This is a genomic window from Bradyrhizobium sp. SZCCHNRI2009 (assembly GCF_032485115.1).
Classification (GTDB): Bacteria; Pseudomonadota; Alphaproteobacteria; order Rhizobiales; family Xanthobacteraceae; genus Bradyrhizobium.
Window position 1 is genome coordinate 403,913 of record NZ_JAUEUH010000004.1, and the last position, 24,907, is coordinate 428,819.

The following is a 24,907-nucleotide window of genomic DNA, read 5'->3' on the forward strand; positions in this document are numbered from 1 at the left end:
CTCAGGCTCCCTTCGGATGCGGATAGACGATATCGACGGTCGAGCACAGATGTGCCTCAAGCCGCGCCTGGGCCGCGGCGGCATTGCGCGCGAGCACGAGGTCGGCGAGCGTCTCGTGCTCCTTGATGAATCCGCTGCCATCCTCGAAGCTGCGCATCATCACGCGGCGGTAGCGATAGGCCTGGTCGTAGAGATCCGAATGAGCGGCGAGCAGGCGCCGTGATCCGCAGGCCGCCAGCAGCGCGGTGTGAAACGCCTTGTGCAAGCGATCGAACTCCGGCGCGCCTTCGCGGAACTCGCTCTGCATGCGCTGGATGTAGCGGCGCATCTGATGGAGCGCGGCGATGATGCCGGCCTCCCATTGGTCGTCGCCGCTATGCATCGCCAGCCGCAGCGCCTCTTTCTCCACGACAGTGCGCATGCGCGTGATGTCGACGAGATCGTCCCGGCTGACCTCGGCGACGCGAAAACCGCGCTGGCCGATGCCGACGATCAGGCCGCGCGATACCAGCCGCGACAGCCCCTCGCGCAGCGGCGTCGGCCCGATCTCGTAGCGCCTGGCGAGCTCGACGATCCCCAGACGCGAGCCGGGGGCCAGAATGCCGGCGACGATGTCGCGCTCGATCAGCGCGGCGGCGCGCTCGCTGAGCGTGTCGCCGCTCGTCGGCTCGGTCTGCAGGATCGGGTTCGTTGCCGTCATCAGTTGAGGATCAATGTCTTGAGGTCGAGCTTGGTCTGCAGCATCTTCTGCGCCGACATCACGTCGATCCACCACGCCAGCTGCTCGGGCTTCAGCACCGGCTCGGCGTAGTTCGGCGCCGTCAGCTTGACCAGCTCCAGCGGTTGCTTGGTGAATTTGGCGATGGCGGCCGAGGCCTTCTCACGATCATTGTTCACGATTGGGGCGGCCTCCGCGATGGCGGCGCGGAATTTCTTCACCGTCTCCGGGTTCTTCTCGGCCCATTCGCGCGAGGCCGCATAGAAGATGATCGGCTCGGTGCGGGCGAGTTCGGCGGCGTAGCGCGCGCCGACCGTGCCGAGGCTGGCATTGGTCATGCGCGTCACGAACGGTTCGGCCGTCAGCACCGCATCGACGCCGCCCGACTTGATGGTGTCGGCCATGGTCGGAAACGTCACCTCGACGAAGTTGACGCTTCGTGGATCGACGCCCTTCTCGACCAGCCATTTCACGAACAGCACGTGCAGGAAGGCGCCGATGCCGGGGGCGCCGACCTTCTTGCCCTTGAAGTCCTGCGGCCCAGTGATGGTGATGCCGTTGCGCACGAAGGCGGCGACCGCATCGTTCGAGGTCTTGTTCATGATCGAGGCGCCGGAGACCGCGACGAGGTCGAGCCCACCGTCGGCGGCCTGGAGGAACACGGTCGATGTCGGCCCGCCGATCTGGATCGAGTTGGAGAGGATGGCGGCGGGGATGTTCGAGTTGATCCCGATCAGCACCATCTCTGCGTCGAGCCCGTGCTTCTTGAAGAGACCCTCATCGACCGCGACCATCGCCGAGGCGCAGTCCGAGGTGGCGGTGCAGCCGATCTGGATCTTCTCCGCGCGTGTCGCAGATGTGAGCACAAGCGTGGCCAGCACCGATCCGAGCGCAGCACTGATGATCCGATGACGCATCCTTGACTCCTCCCCGGGCGCCCGTCTCTCGGACGCCTCTTGTTTATCGATATTTTATATGTTTGTATATTTTTAGACAGAACACAAGGGGAGGCCAGCGTGAAACTTGCGACATTTCGGGCGGAAGGCGGGGAGCGGATCGGCGTCGTCCATGGCGGCGATTCCAAGCTTTTCGACCTCGCCGCGGCCGCCGACCGCGCTGGCAAGAGCAATCCGGCGTTCGGCTCGATGCTGTCGTTGATCGATGCCGGCGAAGCCGCGCTCGACGCAGCACGCGCGCTGGTCGAGCGCCATGGCAGCGACGAAAGCCTCTCGCCCGACGTCGGCGGCACCGAGCTGCTGGCCCCGGTGCCGGAGCCGCGGCAGATGCGCGACGGCATGTCGTTTCCGCTGCACATCCTGCAGGCGCCGCGCGGCCAGCGAAAGCTCGCGGCGCGGCAGCGCGGCGACGCGCAGGAGCTCGCGCGCATCGATGCCGAGCCGCTCGGCGAATTGCCCGAGGTCTATCGCAAGGTCCCGATCTTCTACATCACCAACCGCTTCAGCGTGCGTGGCCCCAACACGACGGTGAAATGGCCGCGCTACAGCAAGGTGATGGACTATGAGCTGGAGTTCGGCATCATCACCAGGGGCAAGGGCAAGGATATTCCGGCCGCGAAGGCGCGCGATCACATCTTCGGCTTCACGATCTTCAACGACTTCTCCGCGCGCGACACGCAGCGCATCGAGATGGACGGCCGGCTCGGCCCCTCCAAAGGCAAGAGCTTTGACGGCGGCAACGTGATGGGGCCGTGGATCGTGACCCCGGACGAGATCGGCGACCCCTATCGCCTGAAGATGGAGGCGCGGGTCAACGGCGAGGTCCGCTCGCGTGGCGTCAGCGAGGGCATGCTGTTTTCGTTCGAGGAGCTGATCGCCTATATCAGCAAGGACGAGACCTTGATGCCCGGCGAGTTCATCGGCTCGGGCACGGTCGGCAACGGCTGCGGTCTCGAGCTCGGCTGGTATCTCGAGCATGGCGACGTGATCGAGCTCGAGGTCGAGAAGATCGGCATCCTGAAGAACAAGGTCGAGCGGCAGGACGTCTGATCCTGCTGCCGACGACAACAACCAAGAACGACAAAGCGAGAGGACCGCCCATGGCCCGCAGACTGATCGACATCTCCGTGCCCTTGCAGAACGACGTGCCCGCCGATCCGCCCGGCAATCATCCGACCATCACCTATATCGACCATCAGCAGGGCCTGCCGCGCATGCTGCAGTTCTTCGACGGGCTGAAAGCCGAGGATCTGCCGGACGGGCAGGGCTGGGCGGTCGAGCAGGTGAATCTTTCGACCCACAACGGCACGCATCTCGATGCGCCCTGGCATTTTCATCCGACGATGAATCGTGGCGAGCGCGCCTGGACCATCGACGAGGTGCCGCTGGAGTGGTGCCTGCAGCCGGGCGTGAAGCTCGACTTCCGTCGTTTCCCGGACGGCTATGTGGTGACCGCGAGGGATGTCGAGGATGAGCTCAAGCGCATCGGCCACACGCTGTCGCCGCTCGAGATCGTCGTGGTCAATACCTCGGCCGGCGCGCGCTTCGGCCAGGCCAACTACGTCAATTCCGGCTGCGGCATGGGCTATGAGGCGACGATGTATCTGCTCGAACGCGGCGTGCGCCTGACCGGCACCGACGGCTGGAGCTGGGACGCGCCGTTCGTGTTCACCGCGCAGAGATACGCCGAGACCCACGATGCCGCGCTGATCTGGGAAGGCCACAAGGCCGGACGCCACATCGGCTATTGCCACCTGGAGAAGCTGCACAATCTGGAGCAACTGCCGTCGACGGGGTTCATGGTGTCGTGTTTCCCGGTCAAGATCGAGCGCGCCTCGGCCGGATGGACGCGGGCGGTGGCGATCATCGAGGGGTGAGGCGGCTAATCTCCGATTGAAGTCACGACATGGGTTCTGGCGCGTTTGATCTTCGCGTCATTCCGGGGCGGCGCGCGCCAGCGCGACGAGTCCGGAATCCATCGAGCCGCGCGACGTGCTGAAGGATGGATTCCGGGTTCGCGCTGCGCGCGCCCCGGAATGACCGAGGAGAGGACTCGGCAAAGCCAGAGAGGGAGCTCGTCGCGCGTCGTGGTGACAGTTGCGAGCCGACCTTGACTACAAAATCAGGCCGCTCTCTCTCATCTCGCTTTAGCAACTACACGCCAGCATGACCTCGTTCCGCCGCAGCATCGGCAGGGTCCAGGGCGGATTGTAGAACGCGAGCAGCGGCGATCCGGTGACGGTCAGCCCCTTGCGCTGCGCGTAGTCACGCAGTTGGCGAGTCTTGTCGGCGATGATGCCGTCGGAGGTGGAGCCCGAAAAGGTGATCGCGACCATGCGCTGCGCAGACTGGGCCGTCAGCTTGATCCGGGCATCGGCCGGCGGCGGCAGAGTGTCGAGCGACCAGTTCGAGGGCATCACGAAGCTGATGCTCCAGCGGTCGCTGGCGACGCCATCGGCGGGCGCGATGGTGGCGCTGGCCTGCTGCTGCACCGGTGCCGTCATCGCGATCTTGGCTTTCGTACGGTTGGCGCCGAAAATGTAGCCGGCGATGATGCGAAAGCCTTCCTCGATCGCCGGCTTGCGCGCGCCCTGCACCTCGGCCTGCGCGATGATCATCGGTGCATAGGCGCGGATTTCGAAGTCGCCATCGCGCGAAACGACGTCGTATCTGGGATGTTCGACCCGGCTCATGAGCGGCCCTGCGGCAATGACGGCGCCGGCGAGGACAAGCACGGTGGCGCCTGCGAGCCAGATCAGCATGCGGCGTCTCCTCGGTGGTGTCGGCTCGGTCATGGCGGTTGCGCCGTCAGGTTTGAATAACGAGGAAACGCGAGCGAAGGTCCGGCAGATCACGTGCCGGCTGCCCGCCTGCGGTCGTCCTTCGACGCCCGACTGTAGCGTCGCCCGGATGAGCGCAGCGATATCCGGGATCGCACGAGGCGTAGGGGACCCGCGGATGTCGCTGCGCTCATCCGGACTACGCGCGTGCCGATGGCGGTGCATGCCCGTCGGGCGACTCGGGCTCGGGCGCGACAAGATCCACCGCCCTGCAACCCCTCTCATAATCCAGATCGTGCCTGCGCCGAAAACGAAAATTCCGCAGCGCGCTCAGCGCGATCGCCTCTGTCCAGATCTCGGCGTAAAAATTTCCAACTTTCGTTTTATCGGAAGATATGCTCTCCTCCCTCCATCCCGCCTCATGCAGAGGGGCGTACGCGTCGTCACGATACGTTGAGGCGGGGAGCGGTGGCCGCGGGTCTGTCAGGCGCTTTTGCGCAAGACGACTGTCAGCACGCGGACGTTCAAGCCGTGTGGTCCTGGCGCCCCGATGCTGGCGCCAAGCCTGATGCCGACCTGACGGGTTGCGCAGGTGACGGGGGCAAACAAGCCGGTCCCCGGGGAGAGCTCGGAGCAGACGCTCACCCATCGCGCAGGGAAGGCCGGGTCTGTCCGGCTGAACCTGTGGTTCCTGCCGCCTGCATTTTTTCCGCAGGCGGGCCACGGGCCTCAGTCGAGGTCCGGCCTTCCCTGCGCCCTCGCGTTTCCGGCGAGGGTCTCGAGCATCGCTTCGGGCGCGTGTTGCGCTGCGAGGGCGACGGCGCGTGCGCGCATGGTGGCGCTGGCATACTGGATATGCTTATCAGTTGAGCGGGGCGCCGATGCTGGCGCGCCACCACCAACAAATCAGCCGGCCGCAACGGCTGATCCAGGAGGAAACCCATGGCAGATACCTCACGCCGCGATCTCCTCGTCGCCGGCAGCGCCGCGGCAGCGGCTGCGATCATGACGGACACCTACCCTGCCGCGGCACAGGCCGGGCCGGAGCCGATCTTCGCCGTGCCGGCGACCACCATTCCGATCGCCGGCGAGCAGGGCGTCTTCCCCGTCCGCCGCATCTACTGCATCGGCCGCAACTACGCGGCGCATGCCATCGAGCGCGGCTCCGATCCGAACCGCGAGCCGCCGTTCTTCTTCCAGAAGCCGACCGACGCGATCCAGAACGTCGCGATCGGCGAGGTCGCCGATCATCCTTATCCGTCGCTGACCAAGAACTATCATCACGAGGTCGAACTGGTCGCGGCGCTGAAATCCGGCGGCACCAACATTCCCGCCGAGTCCGCGCTCGATCATGTCTATGGCTACGCGCTCGGCCTCGACATGACCCGCCGTGACCTGCAGAACGGCATGGCCGCCGAGAAGAAGCCATGGGAGATCGGCAAGAGTTTTGATCATGCCGCCGTGCTCGGCCCGATCCATCCGGTGGCGAAGGTCGGCCACTTCACCAAGGGCGCGATCTCACTCGCGGTCAACGGCACGGTCCGGCAGAACTCCGACCTCACGAAGATGATCTGGAGCGTCGCCGAGCAGATCGCGAAACTGTCCGAGGCGTTCGAGCTGAAGGCCGGCGACATCATCTATTCCGGCACGCCGGAGAATGTCGGCCCGGTCGTCAAGGGCGACGTGCTCTTGTGCAAGCTCGAGGGCCTGCCGGACATGTCGATCAAGATCGTTTGAGAGAGGGGCTGGACCACACGTCGTGTGCAGCACGTTGACGCTGCCGATCGGACCGGACGTCGCCGCCGCAATGCCGGTACGCGCCTTCTCTCCGCACGCGGGGGAGGGGCGAGCAGCGAGCGTCGCTACGCGCGCTATCCAACAAGTGCCGCAGCCGCAGCCATCCCTCCGGATGCTGCGACTGACGCCGTGGCGCTCGCGGCGCCGCGCCTCTCATCGCCTGTCGGACGGGAACTATCGTTGTTCCCGCGCAAACAGGCGCTGCCAGCCGTTCGCAAGTTTGTGGCCCGACAAAGAGCCGCCGGGCACCGCCGCCTATCGTTGCCCTGCATCAGCCGAGCGAACGAGGGCAGCCGTGGCCATCACCATCGAGATCGATCACGCCAAGACGCGGCGCATGGCGCAGGGCCAGGGCCAAAGCAGGGGCCAGGGTCAGGCCCGCGGCCCGGCACGGTCGTTGCGCAGCGCAGGCGGCCCGGTGGTTCCGCAAGGCGTCAAGGGGCCAATCCGGCGGCTGAAATGGCTGATTCTCGTTCTGACGCTTGCCGTCTACTACATCACGCCGTTCGTGCGCTGGAACCGCGGGCCGAATGCGCCGGACCAAGCCGTGCTGCTCGATTTCGCCCACGGAAAGCTCTATCTTGGCCCCGCCGAGATCTGGCCGCAGGATCTCTATCTCATCACCGCTGCGATGCTGCTGGCGACGTTCATCCTCGTCTTGGTCAACGCGCTGGCCGGCCGCCTGTGGTGCGGCTTCGCCTGTCCGCAGACGGTGTGGACCGACCTGTTCCTGCTGGTCGAGCGCCTCGTCGAGGGCGACCGCCGGCAGCGGCTGAAGAACGTCGGCGCGCCGCTGACGGCGCGGCGCATCGCACAGATCGCCACCAAGCACGCGCTGTGGATGGCGATCGCGCTCGGCACCGGCGGCACCTTGATCTTCTACTTCACCGACGCGCCGGAGCTGGTGCGCGATGTCCTGCATGGCGAGATGTCGGCGACCGCGCTGACCTGGACCTTGGTGTTCGCCGGCACGACCTATGGCCTCGCCGGTTTCGCGCGCGAGCAGGTCTGCACCTTCATGTGCCCGTGGCCGCGTCTTCAAGGCGCGATCTGGGATCCGGAAGCCTTCACGGTGAACTATCGCGATTATCGCGGCGAGACCCGGATGTCGGCGAAGAAGGCCGCCGAGGCGCGGTCGCAGGGGCTGCCGGCCGGCGATTGCGTCGATTGCGGCGCCTGCGTCGCCGTCTGCCCGATCGGCATCGACATCCGCCAGGGGCCGAGCTTCGCCTGCATCAATTGCGGCCTCTGCGTCGATGCCTGCGACGGCGTGATGGCCAAGCTCGACCGTCCGCGCGGCCTGATCGACTACGAGAGCTGGCGCAACATCGAGCGTGGGCGTGTCGGCGAGCCGCGTGTCTCACGGCTGGTGCGGCCGAAGACGATCGGGCTCGCGCTCGCCTGCGTCGCTGTGGCCGGCGTGATCGCTGTGTCGTTCGTCACGAAGACGACCGCCGTGCTGTCGGTGCAGCATGATCGCGATCCGATGTCGGTGCGGCTGTCGGATGGCTCGGTGCGCAACGGCTACACGGTGAAGCTGCTCAACAAGTCGTCCGCCGTGCAGAGCTTCAGGCTCGGCATCAGCGGCATCGATGCGGCGCTCGCCATCGTCGGCCATGCGGCGGCGGATGCGATCGAGGTCGAGCCGGACGGCTCGGAGGCGCTGCGGGTGACGCTGACCATGCCCGAGTCTGTGGATGCCGATGTCACCTTCCAGGCGGTCGATGCCAACGGCCAGGTCGTGCTGACCGCGCACGACCGCTTCGTGAACCGGTAGAGGAGGGCCTACAGATAGGATTTCGGCAGCAGCATGTGGATGCCCTTGTTGCCGTCGACCAGCTGGGTGACGCGCAGATTGCCGGCCAGCGAGCACAGCATGTAGGCCTGGTTGCGCGACAGGTTGGTGCGGGCGCAGACGTGCTTGACCATCTCGCGCACCGCCTGCTTGGCGGCGTCATCGAGATCCTCGTCGAGGCCGATCGACATCAGGTGGGTGGCGTTCTCGGCGAACGGCCAGGTGATGTCCATGTCCTTGCGCACGGTGAGGCGGAAGGTGCCGGTGACGCCGGTCTCGAGCGCGGTGATGCAAACCTCGCCGTCCGCCGTGATCGGCCGCTATGCCTCGGTGCGCTACGGGCGCTGACTGATCCTGCTTCTTCTGGCGTGGTCATCGGCCGGATCGCTCCGGCCGATGATCTGCTGATTGCTGCAAGCTCAGGTCGCGAGCTGATTGCCGATCGGCAATGCGCGCAGGCGCTTGCCCGTTGCGGCAAAGATCGCGTTGGCGAGCGCCGGCGCGAATGGCGGCACGCCCGGCTCGCCGACGCCGCTCGGCGGCGTGTCGGCATCAACGGGCACGATGTGCACGTTGGTGACCAGCGGCGCCTCGTCGATTCGGACCACCGGATGGTCGTCGAAGTTGCGCTGCTGCACCCGGCCATTCTTGAAGCTGATCTCGCCATATTTGGCGAGGCTCAGCCCCATGATCGCGGCGCCTTCGAGCTGCGAGGCGATGCGCTCGGGGTTGACGAAGGTGCCGCAGTCGATCGCGGTGTCGACCTGATGCACCACGAGCTTGCCCTTGTCGTCGACCGACACCTCCACGATGGTGGCGATGTAGCTGACGAAGCTGCGATGCGCGGCGATGCCGAGGCCGTGGCCCTTGGGCACCGAGCGGCCCCAATTGCCCTTCTCGGCCACGAACTCGACGACGCGGCGCAGCCGGCCGGTGTCGATCGGATAGCTCTCGTAGGGCTCGCCGTAGTTCCAGAGATCCTTCACCGAGGCGAGCTTCAGGACGCGCGGAGTGCCGATCAGATCGAGCAGCGTGTCCTTCTGGTCGCGGCCGGTGGCATGGGCAATCTCGCCGACCATCGACTGCACGGCGAAGGCGCGCGGGATGTTGGAGACCGAGCGGAACCAGCCGATGCGGGTCATCGCCTTGGCGGCGGGATTCTCACATTGGATGTTGGCGATCTCGAACGGCATGTCGACGAGGCCCATGCCGAGCTCGAACGGCGCGGCATGATCGGCGCCCGCCGCGAAGGTCGACAGGATGGTCGGCGCGACGCTGCGGTGGCGCCAGGCCACCACCTTGCCGCTCTTGTCGAGCCCGGCTTCGATGCGCTCCACCGACACGGTGTGCAGGAAATCGTGATGGAGGTCGTCATCGCGTGTCCACTGCACCTTGACCGGTGCGCCCAGCGTCTTCGACAGCAGGGCAGCCTCGAGCGCGAAGTCGCATTTGGACTTCCGCCCGAACCCGCCGCCGAGCAGGGTGACGTTGACGGTCACGTTCTCCGGCGGGATCTGCAGCGTCTTGGCGACATCCTCGTGCGTGCCGCCGGGGCTCTGCACAGGCGCCCAGATCTCGGCCTTGTCGCCCTTGACGTCGGCGACCGCGACCGGCGGCTCCATGCTGGCATGGGCGAAATGCGGCAGATAGTACTCGCCGGTGATCACCTTGTCGGCCGACTTCAGCGCGGCCTCGACGTCGCCTTCCTCGCGTACGACGAGGCCCGGCTGGCGCGCGGCGGCCTCGAGCTCGGCCCGATAGGCGACAGAGTCGTAGCTCGCATTGGCGCCGTCGTCCCACTCGATCTTGAGCACGTCGCGGCCCTTGATCGCGGCGCCGGTGTTGCGCGCGATCACCGCGACGCCGCCAAGCGGCTGGAACTTCGACGGCCAGGGCCAGCCCTTGACCTCGATCACCTGCTCGACGCCGGGCACCTTCAGCGCCTCGGCCGGATCGAACGACTTGACCTTGCCGCCGGTCACCGGTGGCCGGGCGATGACCGCGTATTTCATGCCGGGCAGGCGGACATCGGCGCCGTAGCGCGCCTTGCCGACGGTGATGTCGTGCAGATCGACGATGCTGACCTGACCCTTGCCGAGATAGCGGAAGTCCTTCGGCGATTTCAGCTGCACGGTGTCAACCGCAGGCACCGGCAGACTGGCGGCATCGGCCGCGAGCTCGCCGAAGCCGAGGCGGCGGCCGCTGGTGCTGTGCACGACCTCATGATTGACGGCTTTCACTTCGCTCGGCGGCACGCCGAGGCGCTGGGCCGCCGCGGCTTCGAGCATCGCCCGCGCCATGGCGCCGATCTGTCGCATCGGCAGCAGATAATGCCGCGTGCTGCGCGAACCGTCGGTATCCTGGTTGCCGAACTTCACCTCGTCGCCGGGGGCCTGCACGACGCGCACGCGCGACCAGTCGGCTTCCATCTCCTCCGCCACGATCAGCGGCAGGCTGGTACGCACGCCTGTGCCCATCTCGGAGCGGTGGGCGAGGATCGACACGATGCCGTCGGGGGCGATCGAAACGAAAACCTTGGGATCGACCACGGTGCCGTGCGGCATCTTGCCGGCGCCGGTTTCATAGGCGGCAAACGCCGGGCGCGACAGCAAGGGAGCCGCGAGCACGAACCCGCCCGCGAGGCCCAGCGTCTGCAGGATGGTACGGCGCGAGACGTTCTCGACCTTGAGATGCCGCTCGAAGCCGCGGCGAGAAGCGGACTTTGCGATGTCGGGATTTGCGATGATGTTCATGATCACACCCCCGTCGAGGCCAGATGGACCGCATTCTCGATGCGCTGATAGCAGCCGCAGCGGCAGATGTTGCCGGCCATCGCATCCCTGATCTGGTCATGCGACGGTTTGGGATTCTCGTTCAAGAGTGCGGCCGCTTGCATGATCTGCCCGGCCTGGCAGAAGCCGCATTGCGGCACGTTGACCTGCCGCCATGCCTTCTGCACCGGATGATCTCCGGTCGGATGCAGACCTTCGATGGTGGTGACCTCTCGTCCCGCGACATCCGACACTGCGGTGATGCAGGCGCGCGCCGCTTCCTTGTCGACTATCACGGTGCAGGCGCCGCACAGCGCTGCGCCGCACCCGTATTTCGTTCCGGTCAAACCCAGCTCGTCGCGCAGATACCACAGCAGCGGCAGGCTCGGATCGCCATCCCAGCTCTGCTCCTGTCCGTTGATTTTCACCTTGATCATGTTCGCCCTCGCTCTGTCGGACCAATGGTCGCTGGTTCTGATCGTTGGTGGACGCGCGCGGGACCACATGTCCTTACGTGCACGCGCCGGATCAATTGAGAGTTGTCGGAAGACTACTGATGATAGCAGACCGGGACAGGCATCGGTCTACACAGGCGCGTGTGGTGTCAGAGCAGACGAGCGCTGCGCGTGCAGCCCGCTGCAATGAAAATACGGAACAATGGGCGATGCGCCGACGACAATGGCGGCCGCCTGACCAAAGCGGCGACAAAAAAAGAATGCCTCGCCGGCGTGGGGCAGGCGAGGCACCAAGTCTTCAGGAAGGAACGCTTCAGTTGTACGCTTGGTCCGTGGCGGCCGTCAGGCCGCCTTTGCTTTCGCCACGTGGGTGGCAATCGCATCCATCAGGGCCGGCGACAGGCAGTCATAGGGCTCGAGCCCCAGCTCCTTCAATCGCGCCCGAATCTCGCCCATTTGTTCCGGCTTCACGCCCGACTCGATCACCGAGGAGACGAAGGCCGCAAAGCCCGGCGCGGCCGAACCCTGCTCCTGGAACAGCTCGGGGTGAATGAAGTCGAGGCCGTAGAACGGGTGGCCCGTGTTCTCGATGCGGCCATACATATGCGTGCCGCAGCCGGTGCAGGCATAGCGCTGGATGACGGCGGAGGGATCGACGATCTTGAGCTTGTCGCCGTTCTCCAGCACCGTGACGTTCTGCCGCGGCACCACGGCAACGACCGAGAAGGTCGCGCCGGATGGCTTCCAGCATTTGGTGCAGCCGCACGCGTGGTTATGCGCGACATCGCCCTTGATGCCGACCTTGACCGGCCGGTCGTGGCATTTGCAGACCAGCGTGCCGCCGGCGAAATGGCCGCTTCCCTGTTTGACGCCGTTATCGACGGACGGATGGATGTGGACAGTCATGGCGCAATCCTCCTCAGTTTTGCGTGCTTGGGGTCAGAACACGACGACGGAACGGATCGATTTGCCCTCATGCATCAGGTCGAAGCCTTTGTTGATGTCTTCGAGCTTGAGCGTGTGGGTGATCATCGGGTCGATTTCGATCTTCCCGTTCATGTACCAGTCGACGATCTTGGGAACGTCGGTGCGCCCGCGCGCGCCGCCGAACGCCGTGCCCTTCCAGACGCGTCCGGTGACGAGCTGGAATGGGCGGGTCGCGATCTCCTTGCCGGCCTCGGCGACACCGATGATGATCGATTCGCCCCAGCCGCGATGGCAGGCTTCCAGCGCCTGGCGCATCACCGTGGTATTGCCGGTGCAGTCGAAGGTGTAGTCGGCACCGCCGTCGGTCAGCGCGACCAGGTGCTGGACGATGTCGCCGGTCACCTTCTTCGGGTTGACGAAATGGGTCATGCCGAAGCGGCGGCCCCATTCCTCCTTGCTGTCATTGAGGTCAACGCCGATGATCTTGTCGGCCCCCGCCATCCTGGCGCCCTGAATGACATTGAGCCCGATGCCGCCGAGGCCGAACACCACGACGTTCGCGCCGGGCGTGACCTTCGCCGTGTTGACGACGGCGCCGACGCCGGTGGTGACGCCGCAGCCGATATAGCAGCTCTTGTCGAAGGGCGCGTCCTCGCGGATCTTCGCGACCGCGATCTCCGGCAACACGGTGAAGTTGGAGAAGGTCGAGCAGCCCATGTAGTGGTAGATGGCCTGGCCCTTGTAGCTGAAGCGCGACGTGCCGTCGGGCATCAGGCCCTTGCCCTGCGTGGCGCGGATCGCGGTGCAGAGATTGGTCTTGCGGCTGAGGCAGCTCTTGCACTGGCGGCATTCCGGTGTGTAGAGCGGAATGACGTGGTCGCCGGGCTTGACCGAGGTCACGCCCGGGCCGACCTCGCGCACGATGCCGGCGCCCTCATGGCCGAGGATCGAGGGGAAGATGCCCTCGCTGTCGAAACCGTCGAGCGTGTAGGCATCGGTGTGGCAGATGCCGGTGGCCTTGATCTCGACCAGTACCTCGCCGGCCTTCGGCCCTTCGAGGTCGACCTCGACGATCTCCAGCGGCTTCTTGGCTTCGAAAGCGACCGCGGCGCGCGTCTTCATGTCTCAAACTCCTGTTTCAGTCTGTCAGGCCCGCGACCCTGTCCAGGGAAACTGGCCAGGCGCGGTCCTCGTCGTCAGTCATTTCTTGCCCATGCAGGAGTTCTCCGCTTCCGTATAGGCTGGCGGCTTGTCCTCATGCTTGGCGGGGCGAACGCGGCCCACCGCATCATCGCCGCGGGCGCGCAGGTAGACGTAGAGATCGTCCATGTAGCAGGCCACGTTCGGATTGTCGCCGAAGGCCGGCATGACGTTCTCCTGGGACGTGCTGACATTCTTGCGGCCGCTGGCGATGACACCGATGAAATCGCCGTAGCTCATGGTCTTGACCGAGTCCTTCAGCGCAGGCGCATAAGTCGATCCCATGCCGTCGGGCCCGTGGCAGACGTGGCATTCGGAATGATAGCGGCGGTATCCCGAGTAGGTGTACCAGTCGACCGATCCGTCGGCGCCCACCTTGTAGGTCGGATTGCCATCCTTATCGAAGTACTTCCCGTCCTCGGACTTGACGGCCGCAGGATCTCCCGGACTTTCCGCCCAGGCATTTTCGGCGACAGTCATCCCGCCGGTTGCCAGGAACAGAGCCGTGGCGACCGCAAAACAGATTCTACGCAAGGGCGTCTTCCCTTAATTTTCTGGGGCAGGCGAACCGGCGCATGGACGAGATCCATGCGCCGGAAGCAGGTGCCTAGCTCACTGCTGCGGGAGCGAGAACACGGTGAGCGCGCCGCCCAGGGCGGTGTAGTTGCTCAGCGCTGCGTAGCCGCCGACCGCACCGAGACCGGCGGTCGGATCCGTCAGGCCCGCCGCGAGACCGATGCCGGCCCAGCCACCGACACCCGAGAGCACGGCGACATACTGCTTGCCGCCTGCCTCGTAGGTCGTGACGTTGCCGATGATGCCGGACGGGGTCTTGAACTTGTAGAGCTCCTTGCCCGTCTTGGCATCGACCGCCTTGAGGTAGCCTTCGAGCGTTCCGTAGAACACCACGCCGCCAGCCGTCGCGAGCGCACCAGACCACACCGAGAACGGCTCCTTGTTCGACCAGGCGATCTTGCCGGTCTTGCCGTCCCAGGCGATGAAGTTGCCCATATGGGTCTCACCCGCCGGCGGATACATCGACAGGGTTGCGCCGACATAGGGCTGACCTGCGGTGTAGCTCACCTTGAAGGGCTCGTAGTCCATGCAGACATGGTTGGTGGGCACGTAGAACAGTTGCGTATCCGGCGAGTAGGCCGCCGGCTGCTCGTCCTTGGTGCCCAGCGCCGCCGGGCAGATGCCCTTGGTGTTGACGTCCTCACCCTGCTTGTCGGTCGAGTACTGATCGACGACCTTGGGACGGCCGTAGGTTGCAGAGTTCTTGTCCATGTCGACGCCGGTGGTCCAGTTCACCTTCGGGTCGAACTTCTCGGCAACGAGCAGCTCGCCCGTGGCACGGTCGAGCGTATAGCCGAGGCCGTTACGATCGAAGTGCGTGAGCAGCTTGCGCGGCTGGCCGTTGATGGACTGGTCGGACAGGATCATCTCGTTGACGCCGTCATAGTCCCACTCGTCGTGGGGCGTCATCTGATAGACCCACTTCGCGACGCCGGTGTCGGCATGGCGGGCGAAGATCGTCATCGACCACTTGTTGTCGCCGGGACGCTGCTTCGGATTCCAAGTCGAGGGATTGCCCGACCCGTAATAGACCATGTCGAGCTGCGGATCGTAGGAGATCCAGCCCCAGGTGCAGCCGCCGCCGGTCTTCCACTGATCGCCTTGCCAGGTCTTCAGGCTCGAGTCCTTGCCGACCGGCTTGCCGAGCGCCGTGGTGTTGGCGTCGAACAGGATCTGGTCATCCGGACCTTCGGAGTACGCCTTCCAGACCTGCTTGCCGCTCTTGATATCGTAAGCGGTCATGCTGCACTGGACGCCGAACTCGCCGCCGGACGTGCCGACCAACACCTTGTCCTTCACCACGAGCGGAGCCGAGGTTCCGGTCTGTCCCTTGCTCGGATCGCCATTGACGGCGGTCCAGACGTGCTGGCCGGTCTTGGCGTCGATCGCCACCAGCTTGTCGTCGGCCTGATGCAGGAAGATCTTGCCGTCCCCATAGGCGACGCCGCGGTTGACGGTGTCGCAGCACATCACCGGAATGACGTTCGGATCCTGCTTGGGCTCGTACTTCCAGACGATCTTGTTGTCCTGCGCGAGATCGAGCGCATACACCTTGTTCGGGAACGGCGTATGCACATACATCAAGTTGCCGATGATGAGCGGTCCGCCTTCGTGGCCGCGCAGCACGCCGGTGGAGAAGGTCCACGCGACCTGCAGCTTGCCGACGTTCTGAGCGTTGATCTGATTGAGCTTGGAGTAACGCGTATTGGCGTAGTCTCCCGCCGGCATCACCCAGTCCTTCGGGTTGGCCGACATCTTGACCAGCTCTTCACTGGCCCACGCGCCACCCGCGGCAAGCGCCGCGACTGACGTCAGACATGTTGCGAGTAGCACTCTTCGCATCGTCTTTCCTCCCGGGTTCAACTGAGGTTCCGCAGCACGCGGCCCAGTATTCGTTTTCGGCATCATTGATTATCCACTTCCTGACCGGGAAACTTGCCCAAAAGAGAAAAGAGCTTGCTCAAGAGTGAAGCGAATAGAAGTTTTTGAAGGAGATTTTGCTTTGCTGGTCCGCAACATGAGCGCCATTCTTGCTGCGGAGCATCAATTTACAGCACCGCGGTTCCACCGAAGGTTGACGTTTCCCTTGACCTTACAGAGACGAAGGCGGAGGATCATGCGAGGGAAGTTATGGAACGAAGTGCGCCGCGAAAGTCGCGGCCTTAAAATGGGAGCAATCTTGCTACAGTCTCGTTCGCCGTCCGGCGGCGGACCCGTTGCGTTTCGATCATGAATCGGTGGATGAAACATGTCCGACACGATCCGCTCGCTTAATACTTCGGGATTCTCACCGAAGAGCCAGATCCAGCGTTGGTCAGATGCACTGACCGACCTGTGCGGACGTTTCGATGTCGATCCGCTGGAGGGGGCCTCGTTCGAGGGGCGCATCAATTTCACGACGGTGTCGCGCCTGAAGCTCTGCCAGATCGAGGCCAGCCAGCACCGTATTGCGCATACCTATGCGCGTGCGCAAAAGGCCGCACATCCCTACATCAAGATCTTGTTCCAGACCTATGGAACGTCCTATTTCGAGCAGGATGGCCGCCAGATCGAGATCGGCCCGGGCGATTGTCTCGCCTATGACGTCTCGTTACCGCACACCATCATCAGCCCCGCGCTGACCCGCCATGACGTCGTGATCGTGCCGAAGGAGCTATTGCAGGAGCGCGGCTTCCGGTCGGAAAAGATGCCTGCATACAAGCTGTCTGCGCGGAGCGGGACTGGTCGGATTGCGCATGACGTCACCCATGCCGCGTTCGATGAGGCGACCCGGCTTTCGCCCAACTCGGCCGTCAGCGTCGCCGAATCGCTGATTGATCTGTTGCTCTTGCCGCTGCGTGAAGCCGATCGAATGCTGGATCGGGCGGGACCCGAGGCGGTCTATATCCGCGCTCAAGCCTTCATCCGCGAGCATCTGCGCGATCCCGATCTGTGCATCGATCAGATTTCGGCGGCTCTGGGGTGCACCAAGCGCTATCTTCACATGGTGTTCAGCGATCGTGGCATGACGGTCAGCGACTACATTTGGCGGGCCCGGCTTCAGCATTGCCGGCAGGAGCTGGAGACGCAGAGCGGCAAGACCATCACTGATGTCGCGTTCTCGTGGGGTTTTTCGAGTTCGTCGCACTTCAGCCGTGTCTTCCGCAAATATTTCGGCGTCGTGCCGTCGTCGGTTCATAAGACTGCGGCCCGCTGAGCGGTCGTGAGGTAGCCGCGCTAGCGTGCGCCGCTCCGGATGATCCTCTGGAATGCATCACCGAGAATCACCGGCTCGCGCGGTGGAAGATAGGTCAGTCCGGCGGACCGACCGAGATTCGCCAGGGCCCCGGAGGCGTCGAGTTCCGTCAAGGCCTTGTCGACCGATGCGATGAGTTCGGCCGAACTGGTCAGCCCGACATAACCGCGGTTCACGCCGATCGGATAGCTGTAGCCCGACCCGCCGAGCCTGGTGTCGGGATGAGCCGCCCGATACGCATCGAAACGTCTGCCATCGAGCAGGGTCGCGTCGAACTTGCCCTGTTCGAGCGCCCCGAGCAGATCATCCCGCGTGGGAATCAAATGCGTGATGTCGTCGATCAGCCGTCCCTTGTCGAACGTCATCAGGATTGCATCCGCCAACGTGCCGCTCTCGATTGCCAGCCGCAGCCCTGCCAGATCGCCGATGTCGGTAATCGGGCGCTGTTTCGCGGAAGGTCCGAGAACGACGGTCAGTGTTGAGAACATGTACGGCTTGCTCGGCATCAGCGTGCCGAGCGGAACGCGGCGGCGGCGGTCGTCGCGGGTGGCGCCATCGAAGTCCGGCAGCTTGGCCGTCTTGACGCCGGGCGCGACCAATCCGTCCTGGGTGAACGCATAGCTGCCGAGCAGCGAACAGCGTCCGTCCGAGAGCAGTGCGTTCGCCTCCAGCGGTGGACTGGAATCTTCGTCCAATTTGCTTTCGTACCACTGGATCTCGAGCTTTCTGCCAAGGCGGTCGGCGATCGCCTGACCGAGCAGGACGTCGAAACCGTTGCCGGGCTTGCCACGATGATGGACCGAGAGCGGCGGAAGATTTTCGTCAAGGCAGATGCGCAGCACGTCGTCAGCGGCTAAGGCGGCTGACGACACTGTCGAGATCATCAAGGCAGTCAGCCAACGGCAGAGATGGCGCATCACTGCGCTCTCCGGCTCGAGACATAGGCCCACAGCGCGGTGATCTCGTCATCGCTGAGAATGTCGCCCCAGGGCGGCATGCGACCGTTCTTGCCCTGCTTCACCGTGGTGACGAAACGAGGCTGGTCATCGGGAAACCGACGCAGGTCGGGCGTCACCGTGCCGGAGTTCACCATGTTGGGGCCGTGGCAGTGCGAGCACTTCTGAGCGAACGTCGTCTTGCCGAGGTCCACCTGGCTATGTGCGGCGCTGCCATCTTGTTGTTGGGCGAGGGCAGCCGTCGACAGGACGGCCGACATCGCCACGACGGCGGCGAAGGCCGCCGCCGCTTTCATGAACATGTTCTGTCTCACGGGCAATCCGCACTCAGTTCTTGACCGCGAAGACCCACAGCGAGCCGCCTGCCGGAACGTTGGCGAGGCGCTCGTCACCGGAGAACAGTGAGTAGACGCCGCCGTAGCCTGAGGTGACGGCGACATACTGCACGCCATCCTGCTGCCAGGTGACGGGCTGGCCTTCGATGCCGGAGCCGGTCTGGAACTGCCACAGTTTCTTGCCGCTGTCGGCGTCGAAAGCCTCGAACTCGCCGGTCAGCTTGCCCGAGAACACCACGCCGCCTGCCGTGGACAACACGCCGGAGAAGCGCGGGATGTCGCTCGGCTGCTCCCACTTGGTCTTGCCGGTCATCGGATCGATGGCCTTGAGCTGACCGCGCGGCCCTTCCGGCCAATCCCACAGATCCGTCAGGTCCATGCCCAGGTACCACTCGCCGGCCTTGTAGGTCGCAGGCTCGGTCTTGTAGTGGCCGCCGAACACGAGCGTGTTGGCGTAGGCCAACCCGGTTTGCGGATTGAACGACATCGGCTCCCAGTTCTTGCCGCCGAGAATCGACGGATAGACCGTGACCTTCTTGCCCTCGCGGGCATCGCGCGTCACATCGGTCTCGACCGGCTTGCCCGTCTTCAGGTCGATGCTGGAGGCCCAGTTCACCTTCACATAGGGGTTGGCCGCGAGCAGCTTCCCATTGGTGCGATCGAGCACATAGAAGAAGCCATTGCGGTTGGCGTTCATCAGCACCTTGGTCTGCTTACCCTCGACGTTCATGTCGGCGAGCACCATCTCCGCGACCGCGTCGTAGTCGAACGGATTGTTCGGCGAGAACTGGAAGTGCCACTTCATCTTGCCGGTCTTCGGATCGAGCGCGAGCACTGAGCAGGTGTAGAGGTTGTCGCCCGGGCGCACCGCCGCGTTGAACGGTCCGGGATTACCGACGCCCCAGAATACGGTGTTCTGCTCGGGATCGTAGGAGCCGGTGATCCAGGTCGAGCCGCCGCCCAGCTTCCAGGTGTCGCCCTTCCAGGTGTCGCCGCCGGGTTCATCCGGGCTTGGGACCGTGTGTGTGCGCCACAAATGCTTGCCCGTCGCCGGATCCCAACCATCGATGAATCCGCGGGTGCCGAACTCGGCGCCGGAGATGCCAGTCAACACGACGCCGTCGGCGACCAGCGGCGCGACGGTCATCGAGTAGCCTTCCTTGATGTCAGCGGCCTTCTGACGCCACAGTTCCTTGCCGGTCTTGGCATCGAGCGCAATCACGTTGGCATCGAGCGTGGTCCGGAACACCTTGCCGTCGTACAGCGCGGCGCCGCGATTGATGATGCCGCAACAGACCACGCGCGGCGTCTCGGCGGGATAGTCGATCTTGCTTTTCCAGATCTGCTTGCCGGTCTTGGCGTCGACGGCCATCGTCGCATTGTGGGTCGTGACGTAGAGCACGCCCTGGTACACCAGCGGCTGCGACTCCTCACTGCGGTCATCGGCGAAACTGTAGTTCCAGACCGGCACCAGGTTCTTGGCGTTGTCCTTGTTGATCTGGGTGAGCGGGCTGAACCGCTGCAGATTGTAGCCCATGCCGTAGTTGAGAACGTTCGCCGTATCAGTTGCACCCTTGACCAACTGATCGGCGCTCTGCGCGCTTGCACCATGTGATGCAAGAATAGCGAGGCCTGCGGCCAGCGCGATCCGCTTCATTCATTTCCTCCGAGATTTTTACGCGCGCCTATCCTGACGCTGCGGGAACAACACTCCGCTCGAAATCGGGAACCGTCAATACGAAAAGGTGGCAACCGCCCTCTGCGCATCGGGAAGCCGTCCTCGTTCGATCGGGACAGAGCAGCCGATCCGTTGTCTCTGCTCGCTGATCTGGGTCGGCATGATCGCACCGCTCCGATGTTGCGTTGCGGCACAAACATTGCTTCGCCGCATCATGCCGGGATAACAGAGGAGTAGGCGGATGAGACGAACCATCCTTTGGCTCGGCATGCTTTGTTGCCTTTGGGTGAGTGCGAGTGCGCGTGATCTCGGTCAGTGGGGAGCGGTCGATCCGGCATTGCGTCAATGGTACGAGGCGCTGATGCAGCCCGACGTGCCGACGGCATCGTGCTGCGGTGAGGCTGACGCCTACTTTGCCGATGAGATCCATGTCCGCGACGGCAAGACCTATGTCATCATTACCGATGACCGTCCCGATGAGCCGCGTGGCCGTCCGCATATCGATGTCGGTACCGAGATCGAGGTCCCCGATCACAAGCTAAAGTGGGACAGGGGAAATCCGACGGGGCACGGCATCATCTTCCTGAGCCGCAATCGGTATGTGTTCTGCTACGTGCAGCCGGGCGGTGCGTGAGGGAAGATGCCGTCCCGCTCAGGGGCAACGTCCTACGAGGATTGAGGCGGAACGGCGTCCAGCCAGGCGGCTGGATTTTGTTTCATTCAATCGATCGACAACCGCTGGGGAAATGCTCCACGGTTGTGGAGCCTTGCGTTCCCCCCGATGCGGTCCTAGCTTCGATGTTGGCGCGAGCAATGCGTCAGTCAATGATAGTCGAACTTGGGAGCTTGAAATGGCCTGGAAGACACCGAAGATCGTCGAAGTGCCGGTTGGCATGGAAATCAACATGTACGCCTGTGCTGCGCGCAAGTAACGCGTAGCGATCTGCCAAGCCACGAGGAGCGCAATTCGCTTCTGACTGGCTTGGCGGATCCATTCGATGGACGGTCCGCGAGATCGTCCCGGCGACCGGCCTCTCGGCCGATCGGAAATGACGGGCACGCCGCCGAACATTGGTGACGGCCTGAGGACCGTCCAAGGATCAAACGTCCTGCGTGTCGAAGATATACAGGTCGACGCCGCCATCGGCGAAGTTGGGCAGATCGCCCGCCGCCGCCTTGCCTTCGGCAGAGCTCATTCCCGCCTGCAGCGCCTGCATCGAATCGAATATCAGGGTGGCAACGAGGTGGATGTTGGTGGCTCCCGCCGGCCCATTCACCGGGCCCCGGCTGATATCGTAGCTCTTCAGACCGGGAATCTTCTTCGCCAGCGGCACGTGGACGTTCATATAGTGTTTGTCGAACGCCTCGGCGCTCTTGGGGGTCTTGTAGAGTACGAGAACCTTGGGCATCTGCTTCCTCCGCATTCGCTCTTTTGAGGTCGATCGACCGCTTCCATTGCAGCCGATCTGCCGGTTCGGATCAAGCGTCAGGGGCGGCTTCGCCCAGGGATAGTCGTTCCAGCCTTGGTTCCGCTGCATAATTTGTTGCGCGAGGAGAAACTGATGCAGCCGGATGTCGTAGTTTCAGATAAGCTGTTTCAGGCTTATCGAAGGACAACGAGCCATGAGCTCCATCGATCTCGTCATCACCGTCTGCGCAGTCCTGTCTCCGGCCACCTGCGAGGAGCAGCATCTCGTTTTCGCGGATGGCGGTGCCTCGCTGCAGCAATGCGCGATGAAGGCGCCGCCCTACATCGCCCAGTGGATCGGCGAGCACCCGAAATGGACTGCAGTGCGATGGCGCTGCGAATATCCCCACAGCAACGACAAGGCCTGAGGCCGGCTTGGCCGTCGGCACGCTGGCTGCTTACTTCGTGCACTCCTCGAGGTCCTTGTCGGCGACCGAAACCACGGCGTCGGCCTTGATCTCGAGGCCGCGAACAATGCACTGCCGCTCGCCGGCATAGCTCACCTTGGCGTCGTAGCGCCCAGGCTCGACTCCGGTGAGCTTCAGCCGTTCGTCGTGATCGAGCTCCTTGTCCTTGTCGTTCAGCGTCTGATTCGGTCCCCAATTGTTCTGGCCGGCCGGCGAGAGCTGAAAGCCGGTCATCGTTGCGGTGGTCAGATTCCAGAGCCGGATGCCCTTGCTTTGTGCGGCGGCCGCGAGCGGGATGCCGAACAGAATGATCGCCGTCACGGCGAATGCGCGTCTCATGGCGTTTTCCCTGGGGTCCGATGTCCGTTGCCATGACTATGACACGGAAAAATCCAGTCGCGCCACATCGGCCTTGATTGTCGCGACCACGTCGTTGTTGCGCTGCGCGCGCGGCAGGTCGATCGGGACTGAATGAAGCAGGCGGGCAGGGCGTGAGGACAGCAGGAAGATCCGGTCGCCGAGCCGTGCCGCGTCGTCCATGCTGTGCGTGACTAGCAGCGTGATCATGGGGCGCGAGGCCACGAGCGTCGCGATCTCCTCGCGCAGCCGCGCGGCGAGCGCGTCGTCGAGCGAAGCCAGCGGCTCGTCGAGAATCAGGAAATCCGGCTCGACCGCAAAGGCGCGCGCCAGCGCGACACGGCGGGCGAGGCCGAGCGACAACTCGCCTGGAAAATGGCTGCGATGTCCCTCGAGCTCGAGCACGCCGAAGATGGCGGCCAGCCTGTCCTCCGCGACATCGGGCGCTGCCAGCCGGACGTTGGCCTCGACGGATCGCCACGGCAGCAGCCGCGGCTCCTGGAACACCATCGCCAGCCGGGCTCCCTCGGGCCGCGATACATGGCCCTGATAGTCGCTGTCCAGACCGGCGAGGATCCGCAGCATCGTGCTCTTGCCGCAGCCGGAGGGGCCGACGACGACGCCGACCTCGCCCCGCTGCAGCGCAAAGGCAATGCCCGCAATCACCTCCTGGCGCTTGCCATTGGCGCTGGTGTAGCTCTTCGACCTGATATCGACCTCAAGCCGCACGGAGCCGCCACCTCGATGCACGCTGCTCGAACGGCTGGACGATAACGGCCTCGATCACCAGCACTACGGCGGCAAAGCTGAGCGAGTAGGCGAGCAGCAGCGGAATGTCGAACAGCTGGAAGGCGACGCCGATCTCGAAGCCGATGCCGTTGGGCCGTCCGAGCAGTTCGGCGACCAGCACGATCTTCCAGACCAATGAAAGGCCGGAGCGCGCGGCCGCCGCAATATAAGGTGCAAGCTGCGGCAGCAGGACATGGCGGAGGATGCGTCCGCGCGAAAAGGCAAACACCTTGGCCATCTCGTCGAGCGATGGATCGAGCGCGCGAGCGCCTTCGCGCAAGGTGACGACGGCGGTCGGCAGCTTGTTGATCGCGATCGCCGTGATCGCAGCGACCTCGGTGAGACCGGCCCAGATATAGGCGAGCACGATCACCACCAGCGCGGGCAGATTGAGCAGCAGGATCAGCCAGGGATCGCCAAGGCGGTTGGCGAGCTGGCTGCGCCCCATCAAAAAGCCGATTGCCGAGCCGAGTGCCATCGACAGAGTGAAAGCGAGGGCGACGCGGGCGAGCGTTGCGCCGAGATGCAGAAACAGCGCGCCGGACCGCGCTTCCGTCACCGCAACCGCAAGCACAGCCGATGGCAATGGCAGCTTGGCGCTGCCGGCGACAGCCGCGGCAATCCACCAGGTGGCGAGCAGAAGCGCAAAGGACAACAGCCGCAGCACTAATCCCTCGCATCCGCCCTGTAGTAGGTGCCGGGACTGAGCTCTGGAGATGGGCCGACCAGATCGCGGCCGCCGATCGAAGCCAGCACGCTGTAGAGGATGCGGGCGTCGGCCTCTTCCTCGGCGATCGGCCGGTGCGGAATGCCCTCGCGATAGCGGTCGCGATAGGCGCGCAACGTCGCCTCATCAGGCGCGCCGGTCAGCGGCGCGATCGTCTGCCAGTCGGCATCCGACGTCGCCAGGATCTCCTTGGCCTTGGCCGTGACGGACAGGAACCGTGTCACGAGATCGCGATGCTTGGCGGCCCAGTCCTCGTCGAAGACGTAGCCGATCATCGCGGTGCGGCCCTTGGCGCCGAACGGCGGCAGCAGGTCCTCGACGCCGGCAAGCCGGCGGAAGCCCTTGGCCTCCAGCGCTGCGCAGAAGTTCCAGTAGTTCAAGCCCGCATCCATCTCGCCGTCGGCCAGCTTGGCGGCCAGCAGCGGCGGCGCGCCGTAGGTGATCGTCGCCTGCGATTTCAGATCGACACCGTCGCGCTTGAGCGTGGCCTGCAGCAGCAGCCAGCTCTTGTCGAGCGGGCCGCCGGCCACCGCGAGCTTGCGTCCCTTCAGATCGGCAAGCGTCTTGATCGGTGAGGTTGCTGGCACCATCACGGCGCCGAGCGCGCTCGAATAGGGATAGAAGGTGAGCTTGGCGCCGAGCGCACGCTCGCGCGACACCCATAGCCAGTCCGACACCATGATGTCGGCGTTGCCGGCCCGCAGCGCGATCTTGCCGGCCTCCGGGCTCGCGAGCTCGATCGCCTCGATCGCGATATCCGCCTGCTTGTCGAGCTGGCGGGCGCGGATCACGGCCAGCTCCCAGGCGAAGGTGCCGGTCTTTTGCACCGCAACCTTGACGGCCTCGGCGGCGCAGCATGCCGTGACCGGCAGCAGGGCGCAGGCGACAATCGCCATCAACAAACGACCGATCTGCGTCATGAGCCCGTCTGCATTTCCTCGAGATGTGTTCTTTTCAGCCTCATTCCCTTAGCATAGCTT

At 64.4% G+C, this 24,907-nt stretch carries 25 protein-coding genes and 1 pseudogene; 8 read left to right on the forward strand and 18 right to left on the reverse strand.

The window, feature by feature from the left end; genetic code table 11:
- Window position 1 precedes the first annotated feature (1 nt).
- Both QX041_RS16990 and QX041_RS16995 read right to left on the reverse strand, forming a co-directional pair.
- Window positions 2-700 (reverse strand): GntR family transcriptional regulator, encoded by a 699-nt coding sequence (locus QX041_RS16990; RefSeq protein ID WP_316166037.1) that lies wholly within the window; start codon window positions 698-700, stop codon window positions 2-4.
- Window positions 700-1,635 (reverse strand): ABC transporter substrate-binding protein, encoded by a 936-nt coding sequence (locus QX041_RS16995; protein WP_315825201.1) that lies wholly within the window; start codon window positions 1,633-1,635, stop codon window positions 700-702. The genes QX041_RS16990 and QX041_RS16995 overlap by 1 nt, the downstream gene beginning before the upstream one ends.
- 99 nt (window positions 1,636-1,734) lie before the next feature.
- Between QX041_RS16995 and QX041_RS17000 the strand changes: the two genes are divergently transcribed.
- Both QX041_RS17000 and QX041_RS17005 read left to right on the forward strand, forming a co-directional pair.
- Window positions 1,735-2,724: a fumarylacetoacetate hydrolase family protein gene (locus QX041_RS17000; protein WP_316166039.1), complete on the forward strand. Its 990-nt coding sequence runs from the start codon at window positions 1,735-1,737 to the stop codon at window positions 2,722-2,724.
- Between the two features lie 50 nt (window positions 2,725-2,774).
- Window positions 2,775-3,551 (forward strand): cyclase family protein, encoded by a 777-nt coding sequence (locus tag QX041_RS17005; protein WP_315713232.1) that lies wholly within the window; start codon window positions 2,775-2,777, stop codon window positions 3,549-3,551.
- 270 nt (window positions 3,552-3,821) lie between these two features.
- Here the strand turns inward: QX041_RS17005 and QX041_RS17010 are convergent, their stop codons facing one another.
- Window positions 3,822-4,436 (reverse strand): heme-binding protein, encoded by a 615-nt coding sequence (locus QX041_RS17010; RefSeq protein ID WP_316166040.1) that lies wholly within the window; start codon window positions 4,434-4,436, stop codon window positions 3,822-3,824.
- Between the two features lie 960 nt (window positions 4,437-5,396).
- Between QX041_RS17010 and QX041_RS17015 the strand changes: the two genes are divergently transcribed.
- Both QX041_RS17015 and ccoG read left to right on the forward strand, forming a co-directional pair.
- Window positions 5,397-6,191 carry a fumarylacetoacetate hydrolase family protein gene (locus QX041_RS17015; RefSeq protein ID WP_316166041.1) on the forward strand — a complete coding sequence of 265 codons (795 nt, stop codon included), beginning with the start codon at window positions 5,397-5,399 and terminating at the stop codon, window positions 6,189-6,191.
- A gap of 355 nt (window positions 6,192-6,546) precedes the next feature.
- A complete protein-coding gene (gene ccoG, locus QX041_RS17020; RefSeq protein WP_316166043.1) occupies window positions 6,547-8,028 on the forward strand; it encodes a cytochrome c oxidase accessory protein CcoG in 1,482 nt (493 codons plus the stop codon).
- An 8-nt stretch (window positions 8,029-8,036) separates the two neighbouring features.
- On the opposite strand, the pseudogene QX041_RS17025 reads toward ccoG, so the two are convergent.
- The 7 genes and pseudogenes from QX041_RS17025 to xoxF5 all read right to left on the reverse strand — a co-directional run.
- Window positions 8,037-8,360: pseudogene (locus tag QX041_RS17025) on the reverse strand (amidase); the annotation flags it as partial.
- 105 nt (window positions 8,361-8,465) lie between these two features.
- Window positions 8,466-10,799, reverse strand: a complete 2,334-nt coding sequence (locus QX041_RS17030) for a xanthine dehydrogenase family protein molybdopterin-binding subunit (RefSeq protein WP_316166044.1) — start codon at window positions 10,797-10,799, stop codon at window positions 8,466-8,468.
- A gap of 2 nt (window positions 10,800-10,801) precedes the next feature.
- On the reverse strand, window positions 10,802-11,254 hold the full coding sequence (locus QX041_RS17035; protein ID WP_315741262.1) for a (2Fe-2S)-binding protein: 453 nt from the start codon (window positions 11,252-11,254) through the stop codon (window positions 10,802-10,804).
- 360 nt (window positions 11,255-11,614) lie between these two features.
- On the reverse strand, window positions 11,615-12,178 hold the full coding sequence (gene gfa, locus QX041_RS17040) for an S-(hydroxymethyl)glutathione synthase (protein WP_315713222.1): 564 nt from the start codon (window positions 12,176-12,178) through the stop codon (window positions 11,615-11,617).
- Window positions 12,179-12,211: 33 nt separating this feature from the next.
- On the reverse strand, window positions 12,212-13,321 hold the full coding sequence (locus tag QX041_RS17045) for an S-(hydroxymethyl)glutathione dehydrogenase/class III alcohol dehydrogenase (protein WP_315713220.1): 1,110 nt from the start codon (window positions 13,319-13,321) through the stop codon (window positions 12,212-12,214).
- A 78-nt stretch (window positions 13,322-13,399) separates the two neighbouring features.
- A complete protein-coding gene (locus QX041_RS17050; protein WP_316166192.1) occupies window positions 13,400-13,879 on the reverse strand; it encodes a c-type cytochrome, methanol metabolism-related in 480 nt (159 codons plus the stop codon).
- Window positions 13,880-14,011: 132 nt separating this feature from the next.
- Window positions 14,012-15,817: a lanthanide-dependent methanol dehydrogenase XoxF5 gene (gene xoxF5 / locus QX041_RS17055; protein ID WP_315713218.1), complete on the reverse strand. Its 1,806-nt coding sequence runs from the start codon at window positions 15,815-15,817 to the stop codon at window positions 14,012-14,014.
- A 406-nt stretch (window positions 15,818-16,223) separates the two neighbouring features.
- Between xoxF5 and QX041_RS17060 the strand changes: the two genes are divergently transcribed.
- A complete protein-coding gene (locus QX041_RS17060) occupies window positions 16,224-17,171 on the forward strand; it encodes a helix-turn-helix domain-containing protein (protein WP_315713217.1) in 948 nt (315 codons plus the stop codon).
- A 20-nt stretch (window positions 17,172-17,191) separates the two neighbouring features.
- Here the strand turns inward: QX041_RS17060 and QX041_RS17065 are convergent, their stop codons facing one another.
- Genes QX041_RS17065 through QX041_RS17075 form a run of 3 tightly spaced genes read right to left on the reverse strand, consistent with a single transcriptional unit; the run spans window position 17,192 to window position 20,158 of the window.
- The gene (locus QX041_RS17065; protein ID WP_316166045.1) at window positions 17,192-18,127 is read right to left on the reverse strand and encodes a transporter substrate-binding domain-containing protein; all 936 of its coding nucleotides are present in this window, start codon (window positions 18,125-18,127) and stop codon (window positions 17,192-17,194) included.
- A complete protein-coding gene (locus QX041_RS17070) occupies window positions 18,127-18,468 on the reverse strand; it encodes a cytochrome c (protein WP_315810551.1) in 342 nt (113 codons plus the stop codon). Before QX041_RS17070 ends, QX041_RS17065 begins: the two co-directional genes overlap by 1 nt.
- A 25-nt stretch (window positions 18,469-18,493) precedes the next feature.
- Window positions 18,494-20,158, reverse strand: a complete 1,665-nt coding sequence (locus QX041_RS17075) for a methanol/ethanol family PQQ-dependent dehydrogenase (protein WP_315713213.1) — start codon at window positions 20,156-20,158, stop codon at window positions 18,494-18,496.
- A 262-nt stretch (window positions 20,159-20,420) separates the two neighbouring features.
- Here QX041_RS17075 and QX041_RS17080 point away from each other — a divergent pair, with 262 nt between their 5' ends.
- Window positions 20,421-20,813, forward strand: a complete 393-nt coding sequence (locus QX041_RS17080; RefSeq protein ID WP_315713211.1) for a hypothetical protein — start codon at window positions 20,421-20,423, stop codon at window positions 20,811-20,813.
- 217 nt (window positions 20,814-21,030) lie between these two features.
- Window positions 21,031-21,111: a pyrroloquinoline quinone precursor peptide PqqA gene (gene pqqA / locus QX041_RS17085; RefSeq protein WP_009031067.1), complete on the forward strand. Its 81-nt coding sequence runs from the start codon at window positions 21,031-21,033 to the stop codon at window positions 21,109-21,111.
- A gap of 168 nt (window positions 21,112-21,279) precedes the next feature.
- On the opposite strand, the gene QX041_RS17090 is transcribed toward pqqA, so the two are convergent.
- Window positions 21,280-21,588: an EthD family reductase gene (locus tag QX041_RS17090; protein ID WP_316166048.1), complete on the reverse strand. Its 309-nt coding sequence runs from the start codon at window positions 21,586-21,588 to the stop codon at window positions 21,280-21,282.
- Between the two features lie 214 nt (window positions 21,589-21,802).
- Here QX041_RS17090 and QX041_RS17095 point away from each other — a divergent pair, with 214 nt between their 5' ends.
- Window positions 21,803-22,015: a hypothetical protein gene (locus QX041_RS17095; RefSeq protein ID WP_315713207.1), complete on the forward strand. Its 213-nt coding sequence runs from the start codon at window positions 21,803-21,805 to the stop codon at window positions 22,013-22,015.
- Window positions 22,016-22,045: 30 nt separating this feature from the next.
- Here the strand turns inward: QX041_RS17095 and QX041_RS17100 are convergent, their stop codons facing one another.
- The 4 genes from QX041_RS17100 to QX041_RS17115 are packed head-to-tail and all read right to left on the reverse strand — an operon-like array spanning window position 22,046 to window position 24,847.
- Window positions 22,046-22,393 (reverse strand): hypothetical protein, encoded by a 348-nt coding sequence (locus QX041_RS17100; protein WP_316166049.1) that lies wholly within the window; start codon window positions 22,391-22,393, stop codon window positions 22,046-22,048.
- Between the two features lie 36 nt (window positions 22,394-22,429).
- Window positions 22,430-23,140: an ABC transporter ATP-binding protein gene (locus QX041_RS17105; RefSeq protein ID WP_316166051.1), complete on the reverse strand. Its 711-nt coding sequence runs from the start codon at window positions 23,138-23,140 to the stop codon at window positions 22,430-22,432.
- Window positions 23,130-23,867 (reverse strand): ABC transporter permease, encoded by a 738-nt coding sequence (locus QX041_RS17110; protein ID WP_315810548.1) that lies wholly within the window; start codon window positions 23,865-23,867, stop codon window positions 23,130-23,132. The genes QX041_RS17105 and QX041_RS17110 overlap by 11 nt, the downstream gene beginning before the upstream one ends.
- Window positions 23,867-24,847: an ABC transporter substrate-binding protein gene (locus QX041_RS17115; protein ID WP_316166053.1), complete on the reverse strand. Its 981-nt coding sequence runs from the start codon at window positions 24,845-24,847 to the stop codon at window positions 23,867-23,869. The genes QX041_RS17110 and QX041_RS17115 overlap by 1 nt, the downstream gene beginning before the upstream one ends.
- Window positions 24,848-24,907 lie beyond the last annotated feature (60 nt).